This window comes from Enterobacter cloacae complex sp. IR5384 (assembly GCF_049237265.1).
GTDB lineage: Bacteria > Pseudomonadota > Gammaproteobacteria > Enterobacterales > Enterobacteriaceae > Enterobacter > Enterobacter cloacae.
Window position 1 is genome coordinate 197,271 of sequence record NZ_JBMKHJ010000002.1, and the last position, 20,189, is coordinate 217,459.

General features: G+C 53.5%; 23 protein-coding genes and 1 tRNA gene. 7 read left to right on the forward strand and 17 right to left on the reverse strand.

All coding sequences use genetic code 11. From position 1 onward, the window contains the following. On the forward strand, window positions 1-1,347 hold the full coding sequence (gene argG, locus ACOTX3_RS03070) for an argininosuccinate synthase (RefSeq protein ID WP_029883387.1): 1,347 nt from the start codon (window positions 1-3) through the stop codon (window positions 1,345-1,347). Window positions 1,348-1,529: 182 nt separating this feature from the next. On the opposite strand, the gene ACOTX3_RS03075 is transcribed toward argG, so the two are convergent. The 6 genes from ACOTX3_RS03075 to rlmE form a co-directional block, all read right to left on the reverse strand. Further along, window positions 1,530-1,616: transfer RNA gene (locus ACOTX3_RS03075), tRNA-Leu, on the reverse strand. A gap of 9 nt (window positions 1,617-1,625) precedes the next feature. Beyond that, on the reverse strand, window positions 1,626-1,958 hold the full coding sequence (gene secG / locus ACOTX3_RS03080; protein WP_003861803.1) for a preprotein translocase subunit SecG: 333 nt from the start codon (window positions 1,956-1,958) through the stop codon (window positions 1,626-1,628). A 223-nt stretch (window positions 1,959-2,181) separates the two neighbouring features. After that, window positions 2,182-3,519: a phosphoglucosamine mutase gene (gene glmM, locus ACOTX3_RS03085; RefSeq protein WP_013098919.1), complete on the reverse strand. Its 1,338-nt coding sequence runs from the start codon at window positions 3,517-3,519 to the stop codon at window positions 2,182-2,184. Beyond that, window positions 3,512-4,360, reverse strand: coding sequence for a dihydropteroate synthase (gene folP / locus ACOTX3_RS03090; RefSeq protein ID WP_020687345.1), 849 nt, complete (start codon window positions 4,358-4,360; stop codon window positions 3,512-3,514). The genes glmM and folP overlap by 8 nt, the downstream gene beginning before the upstream one ends. A 98-nt stretch (window positions 4,361-4,458) precedes the next feature. After that, a complete protein-coding gene (gene ftsH, locus ACOTX3_RS03095) occupies window positions 4,459-6,393 on the reverse strand; it encodes an ATP-dependent zinc metalloprotease FtsH (RefSeq protein WP_013098921.1) in 1,935 nt (644 codons plus the stop codon). Window positions 6,394-6,495: 102 nt separating this feature from the next. Beyond that, complete coding sequence (rlmE, locus tag ACOTX3_RS03100; RefSeq protein WP_003861812.1) at window positions 6,496-7,122, reverse strand: 23S rRNA (uridine(2552)-2'-O)-methyltransferase RlmE; 627 nt, start codon at window positions 7,120-7,122, stop codon at window positions 6,496-6,498. Window positions 7,123-7,249: 127 nt separating this feature from the next. Between rlmE and yhbY the strand changes: the two genes are divergently transcribed. Further along, window positions 7,250-7,543: a ribosome assembly RNA-binding protein YhbY gene (gene yhbY, locus ACOTX3_RS03105; RefSeq protein WP_014833438.1), complete on the forward strand. Its 294-nt coding sequence runs from the start codon at window positions 7,250-7,252 to the stop codon at window positions 7,541-7,543. A 151-nt stretch (window positions 7,544-7,694) separates the two neighbouring features. Here the strand turns inward: yhbY and greA are convergent, their stop codons facing one another. Beyond that, window positions 7,695-8,171, reverse strand: coding sequence for a transcription elongation factor GreA (greA, locus tag ACOTX3_RS03110; protein ID WP_013098923.1), 477 nt, complete (start codon window positions 8,169-8,171; stop codon window positions 7,695-7,697). Between the two features lie 227 nt (window positions 8,172-8,398). Between greA and dacB the strand changes: the two genes are divergently transcribed. Genes dacB through pmrB form a run of 3 tightly spaced genes read left to right on the forward strand, consistent with a single transcriptional unit; the run spans window position 8,399 to window position 11,537 of the window. Continuing rightward, window positions 8,399-9,832 carry a serine-type D-Ala-D-Ala carboxypeptidase gene (gene dacB, locus ACOTX3_RS03115; protein ID WP_047351805.1) on the forward strand — a complete coding sequence of 478 codons (1,434 nt, stop codon included), beginning with the start codon at window positions 8,399-8,401 and terminating at the stop codon, window positions 9,830-9,832. A gap of 2 nt (window positions 9,833-9,834) precedes the next feature. Then, window positions 9,835-10,497, forward strand: coding sequence for a two-component system response regulator PmrA (pmrA, locus tag ACOTX3_RS03120; RefSeq protein WP_013098925.1), 663 nt, complete (start codon window positions 9,835-9,837; stop codon window positions 10,495-10,497). Beyond that, window positions 10,494-11,537: a two-component system sensor histidine kinase PmrB gene (gene pmrB / locus ACOTX3_RS03125; protein ID WP_023622309.1), complete on the forward strand. Its 1,044-nt coding sequence runs from the start codon at window positions 10,494-10,496 to the stop codon at window positions 11,535-11,537. The genes pmrA and pmrB overlap by 4 nt, the downstream gene beginning before the upstream one ends. Window positions 11,538-11,575: 38 nt before the next feature. Here the strand turns inward: pmrB and cgtA are convergent, their stop codons facing one another. From cgtA to rplU, 4 genes are all read right to left on the reverse strand, one after another. Further along, on the reverse strand, window positions 11,576-12,748 hold the full coding sequence (gene cgtA, locus ACOTX3_RS03130; RefSeq protein WP_014833442.1) for an Obg family GTPase CgtA: 1,173 nt from the start codon (window positions 12,746-12,748) through the stop codon (window positions 11,576-11,578). Then, window positions 12,745-13,719 carry a DMT family transporter gene (locus tag ACOTX3_RS03135; RefSeq protein ID WP_013098928.1) on the reverse strand — a complete coding sequence of 325 codons (975 nt, stop codon included), beginning with the start codon at window positions 13,717-13,719 and terminating at the stop codon, window positions 12,745-12,747. The genes cgtA and ACOTX3_RS03135 overlap by 4 nt, the downstream gene beginning before the upstream one ends. Before the next feature lie 96 nt (window positions 13,720-13,815). After that, on the reverse strand, window positions 13,816-14,073 hold the full coding sequence (gene rpmA / locus ACOTX3_RS03140; protein ID WP_004385076.1) for a 50S ribosomal protein L27: 258 nt from the start codon (window positions 14,071-14,073) through the stop codon (window positions 13,816-13,818). Between the two features lie 19 nt (window positions 14,074-14,092). Then, entirely contained in the window at window positions 14,093-14,404 is a 312-nt protein-coding gene (gene rplU, locus ACOTX3_RS03145; protein ID WP_003025032.1) for a 50S ribosomal protein L21, read from the reverse strand. Between the two features lie 257 nt (window positions 14,405-14,661). On the opposite strand from rplU, the gene ispB reads away from it, so the two are divergent. Beyond that, window positions 14,662-15,633, forward strand: a complete 972-nt coding sequence (gene ispB / locus ACOTX3_RS03150; RefSeq protein ID WP_013098929.1) for an octaprenyl diphosphate synthase — start codon at window positions 14,662-14,664, stop codon at window positions 15,631-15,633. A gap of 228 nt (window positions 15,634-15,861) precedes the next feature. Then, the gene (gene sfsB, locus ACOTX3_RS03155) at window positions 15,862-16,149 is read left to right on the forward strand and encodes a DNA-binding transcriptional regulator SfsB (protein ID WP_013098930.1); all 288 of its coding nucleotides are present in this window, start codon (window positions 15,862-15,864) and stop codon (window positions 16,147-16,149) included. Window positions 16,150-16,212: 63 nt separating this feature from the next. Here sfsB and murA read toward each other — a convergent pair whose 3' ends face one another. From murA to mlaE, 6 genes are all read right to left on the reverse strand, one after another. Then, window positions 16,213-17,472, reverse strand: a complete 1,260-nt coding sequence (gene murA, locus ACOTX3_RS03160; RefSeq protein WP_013098931.1) for a UDP-N-acetylglucosamine 1-carboxyvinyltransferase — start codon at window positions 17,470-17,472, stop codon at window positions 16,213-16,215. A gap of 50 nt (window positions 17,473-17,522) precedes the next feature. Next, a complete protein-coding gene (gene ibaG, locus ACOTX3_RS03165) occupies window positions 17,523-17,777 on the reverse strand; it encodes a BolA family iron metabolism protein IbaG (protein ID WP_008501458.1) in 255 nt (84 codons plus the stop codon). Window positions 17,778-17,903: 126 nt separating this feature from the next. Further along, the gene (gene mlaB / locus ACOTX3_RS03170; protein WP_023622313.1) at window positions 17,904-18,197 is read right to left on the reverse strand and encodes a lipid asymmetry maintenance protein MlaB; all 294 of its coding nucleotides are present in this window, start codon (window positions 18,195-18,197) and stop codon (window positions 17,904-17,906) included. Further along, window positions 18,197-18,832, reverse strand: a complete 636-nt coding sequence (mlaC, locus tag ACOTX3_RS03175; RefSeq protein ID WP_013098933.1) for a phospholipid-binding protein MlaC — start codon at window positions 18,830-18,832, stop codon at window positions 18,197-18,199. Before mlaC ends, mlaB begins: the two co-directional genes overlap by 1 nt. 18 nt (window positions 18,833-18,850) lie before the next feature. Then, window positions 18,851-19,399 carry an outer membrane lipid asymmetry maintenance protein MlaD gene (gene mlaD / locus ACOTX3_RS03180; RefSeq protein WP_013098934.1) on the reverse strand — a complete coding sequence of 183 codons (549 nt, stop codon included), beginning with the start codon at window positions 19,397-19,399 and terminating at the stop codon, window positions 18,851-18,853. A 4-nt stretch (window positions 19,400-19,403) separates the two neighbouring features. Continuing rightward, window positions 19,404-20,186: a lipid asymmetry maintenance ABC transporter permease subunit MlaE gene (gene mlaE, locus ACOTX3_RS03185; RefSeq protein ID WP_010436044.1), complete on the reverse strand. Its 783-nt coding sequence runs from the start codon at window positions 20,184-20,186 to the stop codon at window positions 19,404-19,406. Between the last annotated feature and the right edge of the window lie 3 nt (window positions 20,187-20,189).

The window sequence follows — 20,189 nt, forward strand, 5'->3', positions numbered from 1 at the left end:
ATGACGACGATTCTCAAGCATCTTCCGGTAGGACAACGTATTGGCATCGCTTTTTCAGGCGGCCTGGATACCAGCGCTGCACTGCTGTGGATGCGCCAAAAGGGAGCGGTTCCGTATGCATATACTGCGAACCTGGGTCAGCCGGATGAGGACGACTATGATGCCATTCCTCGTCGTGCTAAAGAGTATGGCGCAGAGAACGCACGTCTGATTGATTGTCGTAAGCAGCTGGTCGCCGAAGGTATTGCCGCTATCCAGTGTGGCGCGTTCCATAATACCACTGGCGGTCTGACCTATTTCAACACCACCCCACTGGGCCGTGCCGTGACCGGCACCATGCTGGTTGCCGCCATGAAAGAAGATGGCGTGAACATCTGGGGTGACGGCAGTACCTATAAAGGCAACGACATTGAACGTTTCTATCGTTATGGCCTGCTGACCAACGCCGAGCTGCAGATTTACAAACCGTGGCTGGACACCGATTTTATCGATGAGCTGGGCGGCCGTCATGAAATGTCTGAATTTATGATCGCCTGCGGCTTCGACTATAAAATGTCCGTCGAAAAAGCCTACTCCACTGACTCCAACATGCTGGGCGCAACGCACGAAGCAAAAGATCTGGAGTTCCTGAACTCCAGCGTGAAAATCGTTAACCCAATCATGGGCGTGAAATTCTGGGATGAAAGCGTCAAAATCCCGGCAGAAGAAGTGACCGTGCGTTTCGAGCGTGGCCACCCGGTTGCCCTGAACGGCAAGACCTTCTCTGATGATGTGGAACTGATGCTGGAAGCGAACCGCATCGGCGGTCGTCACGGCCTGGGTATGAGCGATCAGATCGAAAACCGTATCATCGAAGCGAAAAGCCGTGGCATCTATGAAGCCCCGGGGATGGCGCTGCTGCACATTGCCTATGAGCGTCTGCTGACCGGCATTCACAACGAAGATACCATCGAGCAATATCACTCCCATGGCCGTCAGTTGGGTAAACTGCTGTATCAGGGCCGCTGGTTCGATCCACAGGCACTGATGCTGCGTGATGCCCTGCAGCGTTGGGTGGCAAGCGCTATCACTGGCGAAGTCACTCTGGAACTGCGTCGCGGGAATGACTACTCCATTCTGAACACTGTGTCTGACAACCTGACCTACAAAGCAGAACGTCTGACCATGGAAAAAGGTGAATCCGTGTTCTCACCTGATGACCGTATCGGCCAGCTGACCATGCGTAATCTGGATATCACTGATACCCGTGAGAAGCTGTTCAACTACGTTGAGAATGGCCTGCTGTCAGCCAGTTCCGGCAACGGCCTGCCGCAGGTTGAAAACCTGGAGCACAGCGATAAGAAGTAATCGAGAGAAGACATCCAAAAGGCGCCCAACAGGCGCCTTTTTTGTAGCCTTCGTAGGCCCGGTAAGCGCAGCGCCACCGGGCAATGGCGGGTGGCGCTGCGCTTACCCGCCCTACAAAAGATCAAATCCACAGAAGACAGACGAAAAAAAAGACGTCTTTCGACGTCTTTTTTCTGGAATATTGGTACCGAGGATGGGACTCGAACCCACAAGCCCGTTAGGGCACTACCACCTCAAGGTAGCGTGTCTACCAATTCCACCACCTCGGTACGGAATACTTACTGCGGGATATCGCTGGTTGGCTTAGCCGGTGCAGCTGGCTGAGTCTGCTCAGTTTTCGCTGGCGCGCTCAGGTTTTCCCACTCGCTTCCTTTGCTGGTCTTGTTGCTGTTGATATTGCCAAGCACAAGGCTGATGATGAAGAACAGCGTAGCCAGAATCGCTGTGGTACGGGTCATGAAGTTCGCAGAACCACTTGAACCGAACAGCGTACCGGAAGCGCCTGCTCCGAAGGAGGCTCCCATATCAGCACCTTTACCTTGCTGCAGCATAATCAGCGCTACGAGAGCGATGGCTACAATAAGGAAAATAACTAAAAGAGCTTCGTACATAATCAACCTGTTCCTTGCGGATTTGCCGCATACCAATGCTTCGACCAATTAGCAGGATTTTTGTTTCCCACTGAAGCGGGTGTGAATACTAACCAAAGCGAATGACCTTCGCAAGGGCAATTTTGACGCATTGTATCAACTGCAGAAAAAAACAGCAAAAAGCCACAAAATGCTTAAAACTAAGGCGGCAAGCGCCGCCTTTTTAAACACTTATTGTGAAAAGTTATGCAGCTTTTACAGCATCTGCAATACGGTGCGCAAATTCAGTCACCTGCGCTTCGTCTTCGCCTTCCACCATCACGCGGATCAGCGGTTCAGTACCTGACTTACGCAGCAGGACACGCCCACGGTTGCCAAGCGCAGCTTCAACGTCTGCCATCACCGCTTTGACGTTATCATTTTCCAGCGGATCGCCTTTGCCTGCGGTGAAGCGCACGTTCACAAGGATCTGCGGGAACATTTTCATGCCGCTGCACAGATCGTGCAGGCTCATATGGTTACGTGCCATCGCGGCAACAACCTGAAGCGCTGCCACAATGCCGTCACCGGTGGTGGTTTTGTCGAGCAGGATCACATGGCCGGAGTTTTCAGCGCCAATGCGCCAGCCTTTCTCCTGCAGTTTTTCCAGCACGTAGCGGTCACCCACCTTCGCTCGAACAAACGGGATCCCCAGCTGTTTCAATGCCAGCTCCAGACCCATGTTGCTCATCAGCGTGCCAACCGCACCGCCGCGCAGCTGTCCCTGACGCAGACCTTCACGCGCAATAATGTAGAGGATCTGGTCGCCATCGACCTTGTTCCCTTCGTGGTCAACCATGATCACACGGTCGCCGTCACCGTCCAGGGCAATACCCAGGTCCGCTTTTTCTGCCAGCACGCGTGCCTGCAGGGCACGAACGTCCGTCGCACCAACCTGTTCGTTAATGTTCAGACCATCAGGCTCACAGCCAATGGTGATCACCTTCGCCCCCAGCTCGCGGAAAACATTCGGCGCAATGTGATACGTCGCACCGTTTGCACAGTCCACCACAATTTTGAGGTGAGCCAGGCTTAGCTCGTTCGGGAAGGTGCCTTTGCAGAATTCAATGTAACGGCCAGCCGCATCGACAATACGGTTTGCTTTGCCCAGCTCAGCGGAATCAACACAGGTGATCTCTTTTTCCATTTCGGCTTCGATCGCCTCTTCCACATCATCCGGCAGCTTGGTGCCATCAATGGAGAAGAACTTGATACCGTTATCATAGAACGGGTTATGTGAGGCTGAAATCACGATGCCGGCTTCCGCGCGGAAGGTACGCGTCAGATAGGCGACAGCAGGTGTTGGCATTGGGCCAGTAAAGGATGCTGAAAGCCCGGCAGCGGCGAGACCGGCTTCCAGTGCGGACTCCAGCATATAGCCGGAAATGCGGGTGTCTTTGCCAATGATGATCTTACGCGAGCCATGACGCGCCAGAACCTTGCCAGCAGCCCAACCAAGCTTAAGCACAAAATCAGGGGTGATTGGAGCATCGCCTACGCGCCCACGGATACCATCGGTACCAAAATATTTACGATTACTCATAGCGTTTCTTTTCCTTCGCTGCCAGTGTGGCTTCCACCACACGCATGGCTTCTACTGTTTCTTTAACATCATGGACACGGATAATATGCGCGCCTTGCATTGCTGCAATCACCGCGCAGGCCAGACTGCCGCTCAGGCGCTCACTCGGCCCGACATTCAGCAACTGCCCAATCATCGACTTTCTCGACATGCCAACCAGCAACGGCAGGCCGAAATGATGAAACTCTGACAGGCGCGCAAGCAACGCATAATTGTGGGAGAGATTTTTACCGAAACCGAACCCCGGGTCGAGCAGCAATTTCTCTTTTGCGATACCTGCACGCTCACAGCGTGCAATATGCTCAATAAAGAAGCGATTCACATCTGCAAAGACATCCTCATACTTAGGCGCATCCTGCATCGTTTTCGGTTTTCCCTGCATATGCATCAGACAAACCGGCAGCCCGGTTTCCGCAGCCGCTTCAATCGCCCCCGGCTCGGTCAGAGAGCGGATATCATTGATGATGTGAGCACCCACTCGCGCCACTTCACGAATCACCTCTGGCTTAGACGTGTCCACGGATATCCACACCTCAAAACGTTGTGCGATGGCTTCAACCACCGGGACCACACGCGCCAGCTCTTCCTCCACTGAAACCTCTGCCGCCCCCGGACGCGTCGACTCACCGCCAACGTCAATGATGGTTGCCCCCGCGTTGATCATCAGATTGGCGTGCTTAACCGCCTCAATAAGCGTGTTATGCGTACCGCCATCTGAGAAGGAGTCAGGGGTAACATTCAGGATACCCATCACATGCGGATGTGAGAGATCGAGATGCGAGTCCTGGGCGAAAAGTTTCATGGCTAAATCCCTGGTATTAATGTGGTTAAACAGAAAAGAAAAACCCCGGAGCAAGCTCCAGGGTTTGAGGTACAGACACACTCGCCAACAGCAGTGACTTACTTGTCGCCCAACTGTTCTGACATGGTGTTACCCGGGTTCGGCGTACGCGGTTCATCAACCGGACGCGGCGCACGCGGGGTGCCATTGTTGTCAGAATTGTTGGAAGCGCCTGGGTCTTCCCAGCCTGCTGGCGGACGCACTTCGCGGCGAGCCATCAGGTCGTCAATCTGCGGAGCATCGATAGTCTCATATTTCATGAGCGCATCTTTCATCGAATGCAGGATGTCCATATTGTCGTTCAGGATCTGACGTGCGCGACCGTAGTTACGTTCAATCAGCGCTTTCACTTCCTGGTCGATGATACGAGCCGTTTCATCAGACATATGTTTCGCTTTCGCCACAGAACGGCCCAGGAATACTTCGCCCTCTTCCTCTGCATAGAGCAGTGGACCGAGTTTGTCGGAGAAGCCCCACTGAGTCACCATGTTACGCGCCAGGTTTGTCGCCACTTTAATATCGTTGGACGCACCGGTAGAAACATGTTCCGGACCGTAGATAATCTCTTCCGCCAGACGACCGCCGTACAGGGTTGAAATCTGGCTTTCCAGCTTCTGACGGCTGGCGCTGATCGCGTCGCCTTCAGGCAGGAAGAAAGTCACACCCAGCGCACGACCGCGCGGAATGATCGTCACTTTATGCACCGGATCGTGTTCCGGCACCAGTCGACCGATAATCGCGTGGCCCGCTTCGTGGTATGCTGTGGACTCTTTTTGCGCTTCCGTCATCACCATGGAGCGACGTTCCGCACCCATCATGATTTTGTCTTTCGCTTTTTCGAATTCCACCATCGACACTACACGTTTGTTACCGCGAGCGGCAAACAGTGCAGCTTCGTTGACCAGGTTAGCCAGGTCCGCACCGGAGAAGCCCGGAGTACCGCGCGCAATGATTGCCGCGTCGATATCTGGCGCCAGCGGTACGCGACGCATGTGCACTTTCAGAATCTGTTCACGACCACGAACATCCGGCAGACCGACCACAACCTGACGGTCGAAACGGCCTGGACGCAGCAGCGCAGGGTCAAGAACGTCCGGACGGTTAGTTGCCGCGATAACGATAATACCCTCGTTACCTTCGAAGCCGTCCATCTCAACCAGCATCTGGTTCAGGGTCTGCTCACGTTCATCGTGACCACCGCCCAGACCAGCGCCACGCTGGCGGCCCACGGCGTCGATTTCATCGATGAAGATAATGCACGGTGCTGCCTTTTTAGCCTGCTCGAACATGTCACGCACACGAGATGCACCGACACCCACGAACATTTCTACGAAGTCAGAACCTGAAATAGTAAAGAACGGTACCTTCGCTTCACCCGCGATGGCTTTCGCCAGCAGGGTCTTACCGGTACCCGGAGGGCCGACCATCAGGACGCCTTTCGGGATCTTACCGCCCAGCTTCTGGAAACGGCTCGGCTCGCGCAGGTATTCAACCAGTTCACCTACCTCTTCTTTTGCTTCGTCACAACCGGCGACGTCTGCAAACGTGGTTTTGATCTGATCTTCCGTCAACATACGCGCCTTGCTCTTACCGAACGACATGGCACCTTTGCCACCGCCGCCCTGCATCTGGCGCATAAAGAAGATCCAGACGCCGATAAGAAGCAGCATCGGGAACCAGGAGATGAAGATAGAAGCCAGCAGGCTCGGTTCTTCTGGCGGCTCACCTACCACCTTGACGTTTTTAGTCAGAAGGTTATCAAGCAGCTTAGGATCGTTCACCGGGATGTAAGTCGTGTAACGGTTACTATCTTTCTTGGTAACGTTGATCTCACGTCCGTTGATACGCGCTTCGCGAACCTGGTCCTGATTGACCTCCTGCAGGAAGGTAGAATAATCCACCTTGCGGCCATTCGACTCGCTGGGCCCAAAGCTCTGGAATACTGACATCAGCACAACGGCAATGACCAGCCAGAGTATTAGGTTTTTCGCCATGTCACTCAAGGGATTAACCTCATATTACAACTGTGTTAAAAACAGCGTCAGGATACTCTATATCCAGTGTCATTCAAACTTTCGTCTGAAATCTACCGGTTATCATTTTCGCCCGGTCGCTACAATATACACTTCACGGGAACGGGCCCGGGAAGAGTCCGGCTTACGAACTTTAACCTTCGCAAACAGGGAGCGAATTTCCTTAAGATACTCCTCGAAACCTTCGCCCTGAAACACCTTCACAACAAAACTACCACCAGGCGCTAGTACATCACGACACATTTCTAACGCTAGCTCCACCAGATACATGGCGCGGGGGATATCCACCGCCGGTGTTCCACACATATTTGGTGCCATATCCGACATGACAACCTGGACCTTACTGTCACCAACACGATCAAGTAACGCTTTCAGCACTAATTCATCACGAAAGTCGCCCTGAAGGAAGTCGACACCAACGATGGGATCCATTGGTAAAAGATCGCATGCGATGATGCGGCCCGTGCCGCCAATCTGCGTTACCGCATACTGCGACCATCCGCCAGGTGCCGCACCGAGGTCAACCACCGTCATCCCCGGCTTAAAAAGTTTGTCACTTTGCTGTATTTCATCAAGTTTAAACCAGGCACGGGAACGCAACCCCTTTTTCTGTGCCTGTTGAACATATTTATCGCTAAAGTGTTCCTGAAGCCAGCGGCTGGAGCTGGCAGAACGCTTTTTACCTGTCATTTAACATTTCCGTCCTGGTTCATCGTTGCTTGCCTGTGACGTAAATTTCTACGCAGCTATTTGGCGATATAAGGGAGATGGCGGTAGAATGAACCGTTTTCAATCCCAACGTAAGCAAAAATATACGATGAATCTGAGTACTAAACAAAAACAGCACCTTAAAGGTCTGGCACATCCGCTCAAGCCTGTAGTCATGCTTGGCAACAATGGTTTGACCGAAGGGGTGCTTGCCGAGATTGAACAAGCGCTGGAACACCACGAGCTGATCAAGGTGAAAATTGCCTCTGAAGACAGAGACACGAAGAACTTGATCGTGGAAGCCATCGTGCGCGAAACCGGTGCCTGTAACGTGCAGGTCATCGGTAAAACGCTGGTGCTCTATCGCCCAACTAAAGAGCGTAAAATCTCGCTGCCACGCTAAGGATATCCTGAATTAAACACATTTTCTGTGTAAAACGAGGGATTTCTGTCAGCAGGTGAGCAAAATGCCATGCTCCTTGAGTTGATAAAAGGCCGCTATGCGGCCTTTTTCCTTTCTTTACAATGTATCAACATCTTCGTGGAGAGGCGAATTACAGGTACTCAACCTTAATAATTTCGTATTCCACTTCGCCACCCGGGGTACGGATGGTCACGACATCGTCCTGCTCTTTGCCAATCAGGCCGCGAGCAATCGGTGAGTTCACTGAAATCAGGTTCTGTTTGAAGTCTGCTTCATCGTCACCCACGATGCGGTAAGTCTGCTCTTCGTCAGTGTCCAGGTTCAGCACGCTAACGGTTGAACCAAAGATCACACGCCCATTGTTTGGCATTTTGGTGATATCGATAACCTGCGCATTGGACAGCTTAGCTTCGATATCTTTAATACGCCCTTCACAGAAACCCTGCTGCTCACGGGCCGCGTGGTATTCAGCGTTCTCTTTCAGGTCGCCATGCTCACGCGCTTCCGCGATAGCGGCGATGATTTCAGGGCGACGAACAGATTTCAGGAAATCCAGCTCTTCGCGCAGTTTTTCGGCACCACGTAAGGTCATCGGAATAGCTTGCATTTGTTATACCTCTTAAACATTCCTGTTGGGAGCAGTGTTCCCTGCCCCGGCCCTCATGAGCGGGCCAGAAGCAAAAAGAAAACCGACCCGGGAGCAACGCCCCAGGTCAGCAGCAATTTTCAATTTGATACGTATTTTACCGCGAAGTTCACTATGGGTCATCGTTTACTTTGCAGTGCCATGCACCGTAGTATGACGGTTTGTTTTCGGGTTGTTAGCGCGAGATTATGCGATTTTCCAGATTTATCATCGGATTGACTACCAGTATAACGTTCAGCGTTCAGGCCGCGAATGTTGATGAATATATTAATCAGCTCCCTGCCGGGGCCAACCTTGCTCTGATGGTGCAGAAGGTCGGCGCGCAGGCACCTGAGATTGACTATCACAGTCAACAAATGGCGCTGCCTGCCAGTACTCAGAAGGTGATCACTGCGCTCGCTGCCCTGCTTCAGCTTGGTCCTGACTTCCGTTTTACCACGACTCTTGAGACTAAAGGAGAGGTTAAAGACGGTGAGCTGAAAGGCGATCTTATTGCCCGTTTTGGCGGTGACCCCACCTTCAAACGTCAGGATATCCGCAACATGGTGGCGGTGCTGAAAAAATCTGGCGTGCAGAAGATCGATGGCAACGTGTTGATCGACACCTCCATCTTTGCCAGCCACGATAAAGCGCCGGGCTGGCCGTGGAACGACATGACGCAGTGCTTTAGCGCACCGCCATCGGCAGCGATTGTTGATCGTAACTGCTTCTCGATTTCGCTTTACAGCGCGCCAAAACCGGACGATTTAGCGTTTATTCGCGTGGCGTCTTACTACCCGGTCACCATGTTTAGCCAGGTCCGAACGCTGGCAAAAGGCTCCCCGGATGCGCAATATTGCGAACTCGATGTGGTGCCCGGCGACCTTAACCGCTTCACGCTTACCGGTTGCCTGACGCAACGCGCCGATCCCCTCCCGCTGGCCTTCGCCATCCAGGATGGCGCAAGCTACGCGGGCGCAATTCTCAAGGACGAACTGAAACAGGCTGGGATCACCTATACCGGTACCCTGCTCCGCCAGACGCAGGTTAATCAACCCGGCACGGTTATCGCCAGCAAACAGTCTGCACCGTTGCACGATTTGCTAAGGATCATGCTGAAGAAGTCTGACAATATGATTGCCGACACCGTGTTCCGCATGATTGGTCACGCGCGTTTTGGCGTTCCGGGAACCTGGCGTGCGGGTTCCGACGCTGTGCGTCAGATCCTTCGTCAGCAGGCGGGGATCGATCTGGGCAACACCATCGCTGTCGATGGTTCCGGGTTATCACGTCACAATTTGATCTCCCCGGCAACCATGATGCAAGTGCTTCAGTACATTGCACAACATGACACTGAGCTAAACTTTATTTCGATGCTGCCACTTGCCGGGCATGACGGTTCACTTCAGTACCGGGCCGGTCTTCACGCTGCCGGTGTGGACGGTAAGGTATCAGCCAAAACAGGTTCACTGCAGGGTGTTTATAACCTTGCAGGCTTCATCACCACCGCCAGCGGGCAGCGTCTGGCATTCGTGCAGTATCTTTCCGGCTATGCCGTCGAACCGGCCGACCAGCGCAATCGCCGTATCCCGCTGGTGCGCTTCGAAAGCAGGCTTTATAAGGACATCTACCAGAATAACTAGCGATGAAACTACTTATAGTTGAAGACGATCTGTTATTACAGGAAGGGCTGGCGCTGGCGCTGTCCAATGAAGGCTATGCCCTTGACTGCGCCGCCACGGCGGCAGAGGCGGATGCCCTGATCCAGAGCGGTGAATACAGTCTGGTGATCCTCGATCTGGGCCTCCCGGATAAAGACGGGGCCACGTTGTTAAGCCAGTGGCGGCGTCGCGGTGTTGACAACCCGGTGTTGATCCTGACGGCGCGCGATGCCATCGAAGATCGTATCAACGGCCTGGATTCCGGCGCGGATGATTATCTGGTGAAGCCGTTTGCCCTTGCAGAGCTACAGGCGCGCGTGCGGGCGTTAATTCGCCGCTATCAGGGGCACAGTGATAACTTACTGACCGACGGTGATATTACCCTGAATCTGCAAACTCAGCAGGTGCTGTGCCAGTCTCTGCCTGTTGAGGTCACACCGAAAGAGTTCGCCCTGCTTACGCGTCTGATCATGCGTAGCGGGCAGACGGTACACCGTGAAACCCTCCAGCAGGATATCTACTCCTGGCAGGACGATCCGGGGTCAAATACCCTTGAAGTCCACATTCACAATTTGCGACGCAAACTTGGCAAAGACCGGATAAAAACCGTTCGTGGCGTGGGTTATCGTCTGGAGAGACAGAAATGAACAGTATGCGTCGGCGATTAATGGTTTTGCTGGCGGTGATCCTATTATTTTTCCAGTTGATAAGCGTGATTTGGCTGTGGCATGAAAGCCGCGAACAGATTGGCTTTCTGGTCAATGAAACGCTGTCTGCAAAGGCACGTAACAACCATGTCGAAAAAGAGATCCGCGAAGCGATTGCCTCGCTGCTGGTCCCTTCCCTGGTGATGGTCGGTTTTACCCTGCTCTTCTCCTTCTGGGCAGTCACCTGGATAACTCGTCCGCTGAATCAGCTGCGGGCCAGTCTGGCGAATCGTTCGGCGGACAACCTCACTCCGCTGCCCATGTATTCAGATATGGAAGAGATTGGCGCCGTCACAACCTCTCTTAACCAATTGCTCGCCAGGCTTGATCACACCATACAACAGGAAAGGCTCTTTACCGCCGATGCCGCGCATGAACTGCGAACCCCACTCGCCGGGATCAGGTTGCATCTGGAACTGATGGCACAGTCAGGTTCGCCACAGGCTTCAGCATTAATCAGCCGTATCGATCAACTCATGCATACCATTGAACAGCTGCTGATGCTGGCGCGGGCCGGGCAGGCAATGGCGAGCGGCCACTACGAGACGGTAAACTGGACAGACAATATCATCACCCCGCTTGGCCTTGAGCATGAAGCCAAAGAACATACGGTGATATGGCCAGCCAAAAGTCCGCTAACGGTGCAGGGGGACGCGGTGCTTCTGCGACTCATGCTGCGTAACCTGCTGGAGAATGCCGGGCGCTACAGCCCCGCAGGGACCACCATCACAGTGACATTGACCGCACAGGACGACGGTACACGGGTCAGTGTTATCGATCAGGGTCCCGGTATTGATGAAGCACACCGGCAGTCAATTACCGAGCCGTTCCGTCGTCTCGATCAGCGCTACGGAGGCAGTGGTCTGGGCCTGAGCATCGTGCAACGCATTGTGCAGCTTCACCACGGAAAGCTGACACTGGAGAATGCCGCAGAAGGCGGTCTCATTGCCAGTTGCTGGCTGCCTTCAACGTTAGAATAAAAAAAAGCCCCTGTATCAACAGGGGCCTTATCGGGTCATTAGTGCTTGTAGATGAACTCGACGCCTTCTTCGTCGTCTTCATCCCAGTCGTCGTCCCAGTCGTCTTCCTCTTCCGCTTCCAGCTCTTCAAGCTGTTGACGGTGGTAGTCATCCCACATGAATTCGACTTTTTCAGGCTGCTTCGCTTCTTCCGCCTGAACAACCGGGTTCTCGATGATAAAGGTCATCACATCCCAGCAGAGATCTTTCACGCCAACCTGGCTTGCCGCAGAGATCAGGTAGTATTTCTCTTCCCACCCCATCGCTTCAGCAATGGCTTTCGCTTTTGCTTCCGCTTCGGCTTTATCCATCAGGTCAATCTTGTTAAAGACCAGCCAGCGCGGTTTGTTCGCCAGTTTCTCGCTGTATTTCTCCAGCTCGCCGACGATGATACGGGCATTTTCTACCGGATCGGACCCGTCGATCGGATCGATATCGATGAGGTGCAGCAGTACACGGCAGCGCTCAAGGTGTTTCAGGAAGCGGATACCCAGACCGGCACCTTCCGCTGCGCCTTCAATCAGACCCGGGATATCGGCAACCACAAAGCTCTTCTCGTTATCCATACGGACAACGCCCAGGCTTGGCACCAGCGTGGTAAACGGATAGTCCGCCACTTTTGGCTTAGCGGCAGAGACGGCGCGAATAAACGTGGATTTACCAGCGTTTGGCATTCCCAGCATCCCCACATCGGCCAGCAGCATCAGCTCAAGCTGCAGGTCGCGCTTATCGCCCGGCGTACCCATTGTTTTCTGACGCGGCGTACGGTTGACGGAAGATTTGAAACGGCTGTTGCCCAGACCGTGCCAACCCCCTTTTGCAACCATCAGACGCTGACCGTGTTTGGTCATGTCGCCCATGGTCTCACCTGTACCCTGATCGATCACACGCGTACCCACCGGTACTTTGATGGTGACGTCTTTACCACGTTTACCGGTACAGTCACGGCTCTGGCCGTTCTGGCCACGCTCAGCGCGGAAAGATTTTTCGAAACGGTAGTCGATCAGCGTGTTGAGGTTCTCATCCGCCTCCAGCCATACGTCACCGCCGTCGCCGCCGTCGCCGCCGTCAGGGCCACCACGAGGAATATATTTTTCACGGCGGAAGCTTACGCAACCGTTGCCGCCATCACCTGCCACGACCAGGATCGTCGCTTCATCAACAAACTTCATTTTACTCTCCGTAAATCATTCGCCTGAGCGGGGACCGCTTCATTTTTGCGCCAACGCCCCCAGAGACGATGACCAATGGCGGAATACATCGCGCCCGCAACCACGACAAACGCACCGAGATAACCCAACAGGTTGAGCATCGGTCTGACGAAGACATCGGGCCAGGCCATTGATAACAAATCTGAAAATAACAGCGTAAACAGCGGAGTGAGCGTAATCAATGCGCTCACCTGTGCTGCCTGCCAGCGCGCCATTGCTTCGGCCAGCGCGCCATAACCGACCAGCGTATTCAGCCCACAAAATATGAGGCACGCCAGTTGCCAGTCGCTAAGCTGGGTGATCACCCCCGGCTTCGCTAACGGCAATAATGCTATTGTACACAAAGTGTACAGCAAAAAGAGGATCTGCTGTGAGGCAAGACGACGCAATAACACCTTTTGCGCGACGCCATAGCTCACCCAAACCGTTGCTGCCCCCACACCGAAGATTACACCCCAGGTGTAATCGGTCAGGCGGGTAAAAATCTCTATCAGGCTGGTATTGAAGAACATTACCAGGCCACATAGCAGCATGCTCGCCCCGACGATCTGCGTACCGCGCATCTTCTCCTTGAGGATAACGACGCTGGCAACCATCATGCCGACCGGTGAAAGTTGACCAATCACTTGCGACGCCGTCGGGCTGAGATATTGCAGGGAAGAACTGAACAGAATGAAGTTGCCAAACAGTCCCCCCGTCGCGATAGCCAGTAATACCAGCCAGCGCGGTTTACGGAAGAGACGCAGGGGCGGAAGCTTGCCTTTAACAGCAAGGATGGCACCCAGGCCGATACTTGCCATCAGAAAGCGATAAAACACCACCGTAGGCGGTTCCATCACTTCCAGTACCTGCTTCATTGCAATTGGCAGCGCACCCCAGCACATTGCGGTTGTGAGCGCCAAAAGAATTCCAATGCCGGCCTGCTGCTTCATGCCCGTTTTCCCTACAGAAAAAATTACCGGGTTTCCAATGTAAAAAGCCCCGCAACAGGTTGCGGGGCTTTAATCCGTTACCGGACCGAGAAAACCTTACTCAGCAACGATGCTGATGTATTTACGGTTGTTCGGGCCTTTAACTTCAAATTTCACTTTACCGTCTGCTTTAGCAAACAGAGTGTGGTCACGACCGCAACCTACGTTGTTGCCAGCGTGGAATTTGGTACCACGTTGACGAACGATGATGCTACCCGCCAGAACGGATTCGCCACCGAAACGCTTAACGCCCAGGCGTTTAGCTTCTGAATCGCGACCGTTACGTGTGGAGCCGCCAGCCTTTTTATGTGCCATTTAAATCTCTCCTCAGGTCTTAGGCGCTGATGCCAGTAATTTTCACATCAGTGAACCACTGACGGTGGCCCTGCTGCTTACGGTAGTGTTTACGACGACGAAACTTAACGATTTTAACTTTCTCGCCACGACCGTGAGCAACAACTTCAGCTTTGATAACGCCGCCATCAACGAAAGGAACGCCGATTTTGACTTCTTCACCGTTTGCGATCATCAGAACTTCTGCGAACTCAACAGATTCGCCAGTTGCGATGTCCAGCTTTTCCAGGCGAACGGTCTGACCTTCGCTTACTCGGTGTTGTTTACCACCACTTTGGAAAACCGCGTACATATAAACTCCGCTTCCGCGCACATCCTCGTATGAATCAGAGTGCGCTATAAATATTCACAATAGGGCGCGAATATTACGCAAAACGCGAGCCTTTGACAAGTGCTACCATCAATACATGAAGAAAAAAAACACAACACGTACGGTAGCGTTTATCTGAGCCGTTTTTTCAGTACAATCAGCAATACTATTGATAAACCGAAACCCTTCGTTACCCCATTAAAGATGGGATAAACAGGATAAAAAGCCCGGCTTTTGCGATGAATTTAGAAAAAATCAACGAGTTAACCGCGCAAGATATGGCGGGTGTGAATGCAGCAATCCTGGAACAACTCAACTCTGATGTTCAGCTAATCAATCAGTTGGGCTATTACATCGTCAGCGGCGGCGGTAAACGTATTCGCCCGATGATTGCCATACTGGCCGCCAGAGCCGTGGGTTATCAGGGAAAGGCTCATGTCACTATCGCAGCACTGATCGAATTTATTCACACTGCGACGCTTCTGCATGATGATGTTGTGGATGAATCAGACATGCGTCGTGGCAAAGCCACGGCAAACGCCGCCTTCGGCAACGCAGCCAGCGTTCTGGTCGGTGATTTTATCTATACCCGTGCCTTCCAGATGATGACCAGCCTCGGCTCTCTGAAAGTGCTGGAAGTGATGTCTGAAGCCGTTAACGTGATCGCGGAAGGCGAAGTGCTGCAGCTGATGAACGTCAACGATCCTGACATCACCGAAGAAAATTACATGCGCGTAATCTACAGCAAAACCGCGCGCCTGTTTGAAGCCGCGGCGCAATGTTCCGGCATTCTGGCTGGCTGTACCGCTGCGCAGGAAAAAGGGCTGCAGGACTACGGCCGTTATCTGGGGACCGCATTCCAGTTGATTGACGATTTGCTGGACTACAGTGCTGATGGCGAAACGCTCGGCAAAAACGTCGGCGATGACCTCAACGAAGGTAAACCGACCCTGCCGCTGCTCCATGCCATGCACAACGGATCCGCTGACCAGGCGAAAATGATCCGTGAAGCGATTGAGCAGGGAAATGGTCGCCATCTACTGGAACCGGTACTGGAAACAATGGCCATCTGCGGCTCGCTGGAGTGGACGCGTCAGCGCGCTGAAGAAGAGGCGGATAAAGCCATCGCGGCACTGCAGGTCATTCCAGACAGCCCATGGCGCGATGCGTTAATCGGCCTTGCCCACATCGCCGTACAGCGCGATCGTTAACCTCTCGCTTCTCCCCGCGGCCTTCGCGGGGAGATTTCAATAAGTTCTTATAAATTCCATATTCACGTAAAATCATCGGCTTACAGACCGCATGAATAAAGCCATGTCTTATTCTGAATATTCCTTCAAGTAACGCGAACTTTTTAGAGCCTGTGTTCAAAATGAGTATAGTAACCCCGTCGTTTCGGTAGAAATGACGTGGGTGATTACGAACACAAGGACAGCTTTATGGATATGAAATTTATCGACTGGCACTCAGCAGATATTATTGCTGCGCTGCGCAAAAAAGGAACATCGCTCGCCGCTGAATCACGTCGCAATGGATTGAGCTCATCAACGCTGGCAAATGCCCTGACTCGCCCCTGGCCAAAGGGTGAATTGATTATTGCATCGGCGCTGGAGACGCACCCGTGGGTCATTTGGCCCTCGCGTTACCACGATCCCATTACCCATGAGTTTATTGACAGAACACGCATGATTCGCCAGAAAAAAACCAGGAAAGAGCAACCGGCCTGACGCGCTTTTTTTGACAGGAACAGCACCCCCCCGGCCATCTCTGGCAGGGGGCTGCCGGAACGATTACTCGCCCTTCACACGCTCGATATTGGCACCCAGCGCGCGCAGTTTGTCTTCAATACGCTCGTAACCACGATCGATGTGGTAGATACGATCCACAACCGTCGTTCCTTCCGCGATACAACCCGCTAATACCAGGCTCGCAGACGCACGCAGATCGGTTGCCATAACCTGCGCACCGGAGAGCTTCTCAACACCGTGGCAAATCACCGTGTTACTTTCGATCTCTGCATGTGCGCCCATACGGATCAGCTCCGGTACGTGCATGAAGCGGTTCTCGAAGATAGTCTCGGTGATCACACCGGTACCTTCTGCCACCAGGTTCAGCAGCGTGAACTGAGCCTGCATATCGGTCGGGAATGCCGGATGCGGCGCCGTGCGAACGGTTACCGCTTTTGGACGTTTACCGTGCATATCAAGGCTGATCCAGTCTTCACCGGTTTCGATATCCGCACCCGCTTCACGCAGCTTCGCCAGCACCGCATCCAGGGTGTCAGGCTGCGCATTACGGCAAACAATCTTGCCGCCAGAAATGGCCGCAGCCACCAGGAAAGTCCCGGTTTCAATACGGTCTGGCAGAACGCGATACACACCGCCCCCCAGACGCTCAACGCCTTCAATGGTGATGCGATCGGTACCCTGGCCAGAGATTTTTGCACCCAGCGCCACGAGGAAGTTGGCAGTATCCACAATTTCCGGCTCGCGCGCGGCGTTTTCGATAATGGTGGTACCTTCTGCCAGCGTTGCCGCGGACATAATGGTGACGGTTGCGCCAACGCTCACTTTATCCATGACAATGTGTGCGCCTTTCAGGCGGCCATTAACGGACGCTTTAACGTAACCTTCTTCCAGTTTGATCTCCGCGCCCAGCTTCTCCAGACCGAAGATATGCAGGTCAACAGGACGCGCGCCAATGGCGCAACCACCAGGCAGTGACACCTGTCCCTGACCAAAACGCGCTACCAGCGGGCCAAGCGCCCAGATGGATGCACGCATGGTTTTCACCAGGTCGTACGGTGCTGAGAAGTTGTTCACGTTGCTGGCATCGATCCAGACGGAGCCATTACGCTCGACTTTCGTCCCCAACTGGGTGAGCAGCTTCATGGTGGTGTCGATATCTTTCAGCTTCGGTACGTTCTGAATTTCTACCGGCTCTTCCGCGAGCAGCGCAGCAAAGAGGATCGGCAGCGCGGCGTTTTTCGCGCCAGAAATTGTGACTTCGCCCTGGAGGCGCGTCGGCCCCTGTACACGAAATTTATCCATGGTGTGCTCTCTTATAAATTCAACCGTGCTGCGGGCGCATCGCCCTCAGCTCAAAAACCGTTTAGTTTGCGATCGCGTGCCCACTCTTGCGGGGTGAACGCTTTAATCGACAGGGCGTGGATGCGGTTATCCGCAATATATTCCATCAGCGGCGCGTACACAGCCTGCTGTTTCTTCACACGGCTCATACCGTCGAACATCTCACCCACAGCAATAACCTGGAAGTGACTGCCATCGCCTGTGACGTGGGCTTCCTGAAGGGAGAGTGCATTCATCAGCACTGTCTGGATTTCATGATTTTCCATGGGTTCTTAATCATCTGATAGTGAAAACAAGCCCAACATCTTAGAGCAAAGTGGCGTCGTCTTAAACAAGCAAAAAGCCCCGACGATGAAACTGTCAGGGCTTTCAGAAGTAACGCACTGAAAATATTAATGCGGCAGTACGTCCTGAGGAAGATTGTAGAGCTGCGCCAGGGTGACGACATTATCGCTGGCCCCGTGAAGCATTACGGTTGCCCCCTGCTTTTTCCCCACGGCAATGAGGTGGGCAAGTAGCGCCACCCCAGCCGTATCCACCCGCGTGACGCCGCTCAAATCGATCAGCGTAACGCCCTGCATGGCGTCATGGCGTTTATCCCATAACGGGTTGAGCAGATCCTGATCGAGTTCACCGGACAGCTTTAATGTTTCGCCCTCACGCGACCAGCTCAGTTGCTGCGACATTACTTCTTCTCATCCAGGGTGATTTTCTGGCGAGAGATAGACTGCAGCTGGGCGGTCAGACCATCAATGCCTTTGGTACGCAGCAGGTCGCTCCACTCATTCTGTTTAGTCGTGATCATGCTCACCCCTTCGGCGATCATGTCATACGCCTGCCAGTTACCGGTCTGGCTGTTTTTACGCCACTGGAAATCCAGGCGAACCGGTGGACGACCGTTAGGATCGATGATCGTGACGCGAATAGGCACTATGGTGGCATCACCCAGCGGCTGTTCCGGTGCAATCTGGTAGGTCTGGCCGTGGTACATCGCCAGCGCCTGGCCGTAAGCCTGTTTCAGGTATTCACGGAAGGCAGCAAAGTAGGCTTCACGCTGCGCAGGGGTAGCGTCTTTGTAATAACGCCCCAGCACCAGCGCACCGGCATATTTGATCTGCACATACGGCAGCAGCTCCTGATCGACCACGTCACGCAGATAATCAGGATTAGAACGAATTTTAGGCTGTTCGTTTTTAAGACGATCGAAGGTTTTCTTCGCGGCTTCGTCCATCAGTTTGTACGGGTTGCTCTGATCCGCGGCGTGTGCTGCCGTGAGAGGGGCAATAACCAGCATGGCAACCATTAACAGTCGTTTAAACATGAATGACTTCTCCTGATATTAATTCGTCGTGCCAGGTGTCGGTGCGACGTTGGTATGATCTTCAGTCTGCGCAGGGGCAGCATCGGACTTTTTATCATCTCCCTTACTGTTGTAAAGGAACTGACCAATCATGTCCTCCAGCACCATCGCGGACTTGGTATCCTGGATGACGCTACCGTCTTTAAGGATAGTCGTTCCAAGCTCAGGATCTTCAAAGCCCACGTTCAGTGCCAGATATTGTTCGCCCAGCAGGCCGGAGGTGCGGATAGAAAGCGAGCTGGTATCCGGGATATGGTTGTAACGCTCTTCAATATCCATCGCCACGCGCGGCAGATAGGTTTTTTCATCAAGCGTAATGTCAGCCACACGGCCAATAACCACACCGCCGATACGCACAGGAGAGCGCGCCTTCAGCCCTCCGATATTGTCGAAAGTGGCATAGATGCGATAAGTCGGTTCGGTACGCACTGAGGTGATATCCGCCGCTCTCAGGCAGATAAACAGTGCGGCAAGCAGTGCCAGCAACAGGAACACGCCGACCCAAATTTCATTTTTTCTCGTTTGCATGAACTCAATTCCCAAACATCAGTGCGGTGAGCACAAAATCCAGACCCAGTACGGCCAGCGACGAATGTACGACAGTACGTGTAGTTGCACGGCTAATGCCCGCCGACGTCGGGATGGCATCGTAACCATTAAATAACGCAATCCAGGTGACCGTAATGGCAAATACCACGCTTTTAATCAAACAGTTAACCAGATCCATTCGCAGATCGATAGCGTCCTGCATGGCAGACCAGAAGAAACCGGCATCAATCCCTTTCCAGTGAACGCCCACCAGCGAACCGCCCCAGATACCGACGGCCACAAACAGGATAGTCAGCAACGGTAAGGAGATAACCCCTGCCCAGAAACGGGGTGAGATAACACGCCGCAACGGATCGACCGCCATCATTTCCATACTGGAAAGCTGCTCGGTGGCACGCATCAGACCAATCTCTGCGGTGAGTGCCGACCCCGCGCGTCCGGCAAACAGCAGTGCCGCCACCACCGGCCCCAGTTCACGCAGCAGCGAAAGCGCCACCAGCATGCCGAGGCTGGTTTCCGCGCTGTAGGTCGTCAGCACAAGGTAGCCCTGCAGCCCCAGCACCATGCCGATAAACAGACCGGACACAATGATGATGAGCATCGACAGCACGCCGACGTTATAGAGTTGCCGTACCAGTAAAGGCGCGTGCTTGCGGAACTCCGGCTTGCCGACCAGCGCGTTGAACAACATCAATCCGGCGCGCCCGAACGTCCTGATGGTTTTTATGCCACGGTGTCCAAGAGCGGCCAACGCATTTAACAGCATGAG

Excerpts from the sequence above, each read along its gene's own strand:
- argG (WP_029883387.1), top strand. The coding sequence starts at position 1 with ATGACGACGATTCTCAAGCATCTTCCGGTAGGACAACGTATTGGCATC.
- secG (WP_003861803.1), bottom strand. The coding sequence starts at position 1,958 with ATGTACGAAGCTCTTTTAGTTATTTTCCTTATTGTAGCCATCGCTCTC.
- glmM (WP_013098919.1), bottom strand. The coding sequence starts at position 3,519 with ATGAGTAATCGTAAATATTTTGGTACCGATGGTATCCGTGGGCGCGTA.
- folP (WP_020687345.1), bottom strand. The coding sequence starts at position 4,360 with ATGAAACTTTTCGCCCAGGACTCGCATCTCGATCTCTCACATCCGCAT.
- ftsH (WP_013098921.1), bottom strand. The coding sequence starts at position 6,393 with ATGGCGAAAAACCTAATACTCTGGCTGGTCATTGCCGTTGTGCTGATG.
- rlmE (WP_003861812.1), bottom strand. The coding sequence starts at position 7,122 with ATGACAGGTAAAAAGCGTTCTGCCAGCTCCAGCCGCTGGCTTCAGGAA.
- yhbY (WP_014833438.1), top strand. The coding sequence starts at position 7,250 with ATGAATCTGAGTACTAAACAAAAACAGCACCTTAAAGGTCTGGCACAT.
- greA (WP_013098923.1), bottom strand. The coding sequence starts at position 8,171 with ATGCAAGCTATTCCGATGACCTTACGTGGTGCCGAAAAACTGCGCGAA.
- dacB (WP_047351805.1), top strand. The coding sequence starts at position 8,399 with ATGCGATTTTCCAGATTTATCATCGGATTGACTACCAGTATAACGTTC.
- pmrA (WP_013098925.1), top strand. The coding sequence starts at position 9,835 with ATGAAACTACTTATAGTTGAAGACGATCTGTTATTACAGGAAGGGCTG.
- pmrB (WP_023622309.1), top strand. The coding sequence starts at position 10,494 with ATGAACAGTATGCGTCGGCGATTAATGGTTTTGCTGGCGGTGATCCTA.
- cgtA (WP_014833442.1), bottom strand. The coding sequence starts at position 12,748 with ATGAAGTTTGTTGATGAAGCGACGATCCTGGTCGTGGCAGGTGATGGC.
- ACOTX3_RS03135 (WP_013098928.1), bottom strand. The coding sequence starts at position 13,719 with ATGAAGCAGCAGGCCGGCATTGGAATTCTTTTGGCGCTCACAACCGCA.
- rpmA (WP_004385076.1), bottom strand. The coding sequence starts at position 14,073 with ATGGCACATAAAAAGGCTGGCGGCTCCACACGTAACGGTCGCGATTCA.
- rplU (WP_003025032.1), bottom strand. The coding sequence starts at position 14,404 with ATGTACGCGGTTTTCCAAAGTGGTGGTAAACAACACCGAGTAAGCGAA.
- ispB (WP_013098929.1), top strand. The coding sequence starts at position 14,662 with ATGAATTTAGAAAAAATCAACGAGTTAACCGCGCAAGATATGGCGGGT.
- sfsB (WP_013098930.1), top strand. The coding sequence starts at position 15,862 with ATGGATATGAAATTTATCGACTGGCACTCAGCAGATATTATTGCTGCG.
- murA (WP_013098931.1), bottom strand. The coding sequence starts at position 17,472 with ATGGATAAATTTCGTGTACAGGGGCCGACGCGCCTCCAGGGCGAAGTC.
- ibaG (WP_008501458.1), bottom strand. The coding sequence starts at position 17,777 with ATGGAAAATCATGAAATCCAGACAGTGCTGATGAATGCACTCTCCCTT.
- mlaB (WP_023622313.1), bottom strand. The coding sequence starts at position 18,197 with ATGTCGCAGCAACTGAGCTGGTCGCGTGAGGGCGAAACATTAAAGCTG.
- mlaC (WP_013098933.1), bottom strand. The coding sequence starts at position 18,832 with ATGTTTAAACGACTGTTAATGGTTGCCATGCTGGTTATTGCCCCTCTC.
- mlaD (WP_013098934.1), bottom strand. The coding sequence starts at position 19,399 with ATGCAAACGAGAAAAAATGAAATTTGGGTCGGCGTGTTCCTGTTGCTG.
- mlaE (WP_010436044.1), bottom strand. The coding sequence starts at position 20,186 with ATGCTGTTAAATGCGTTGGCCGCTCTTGGACACCGTGGCATAAAAACC.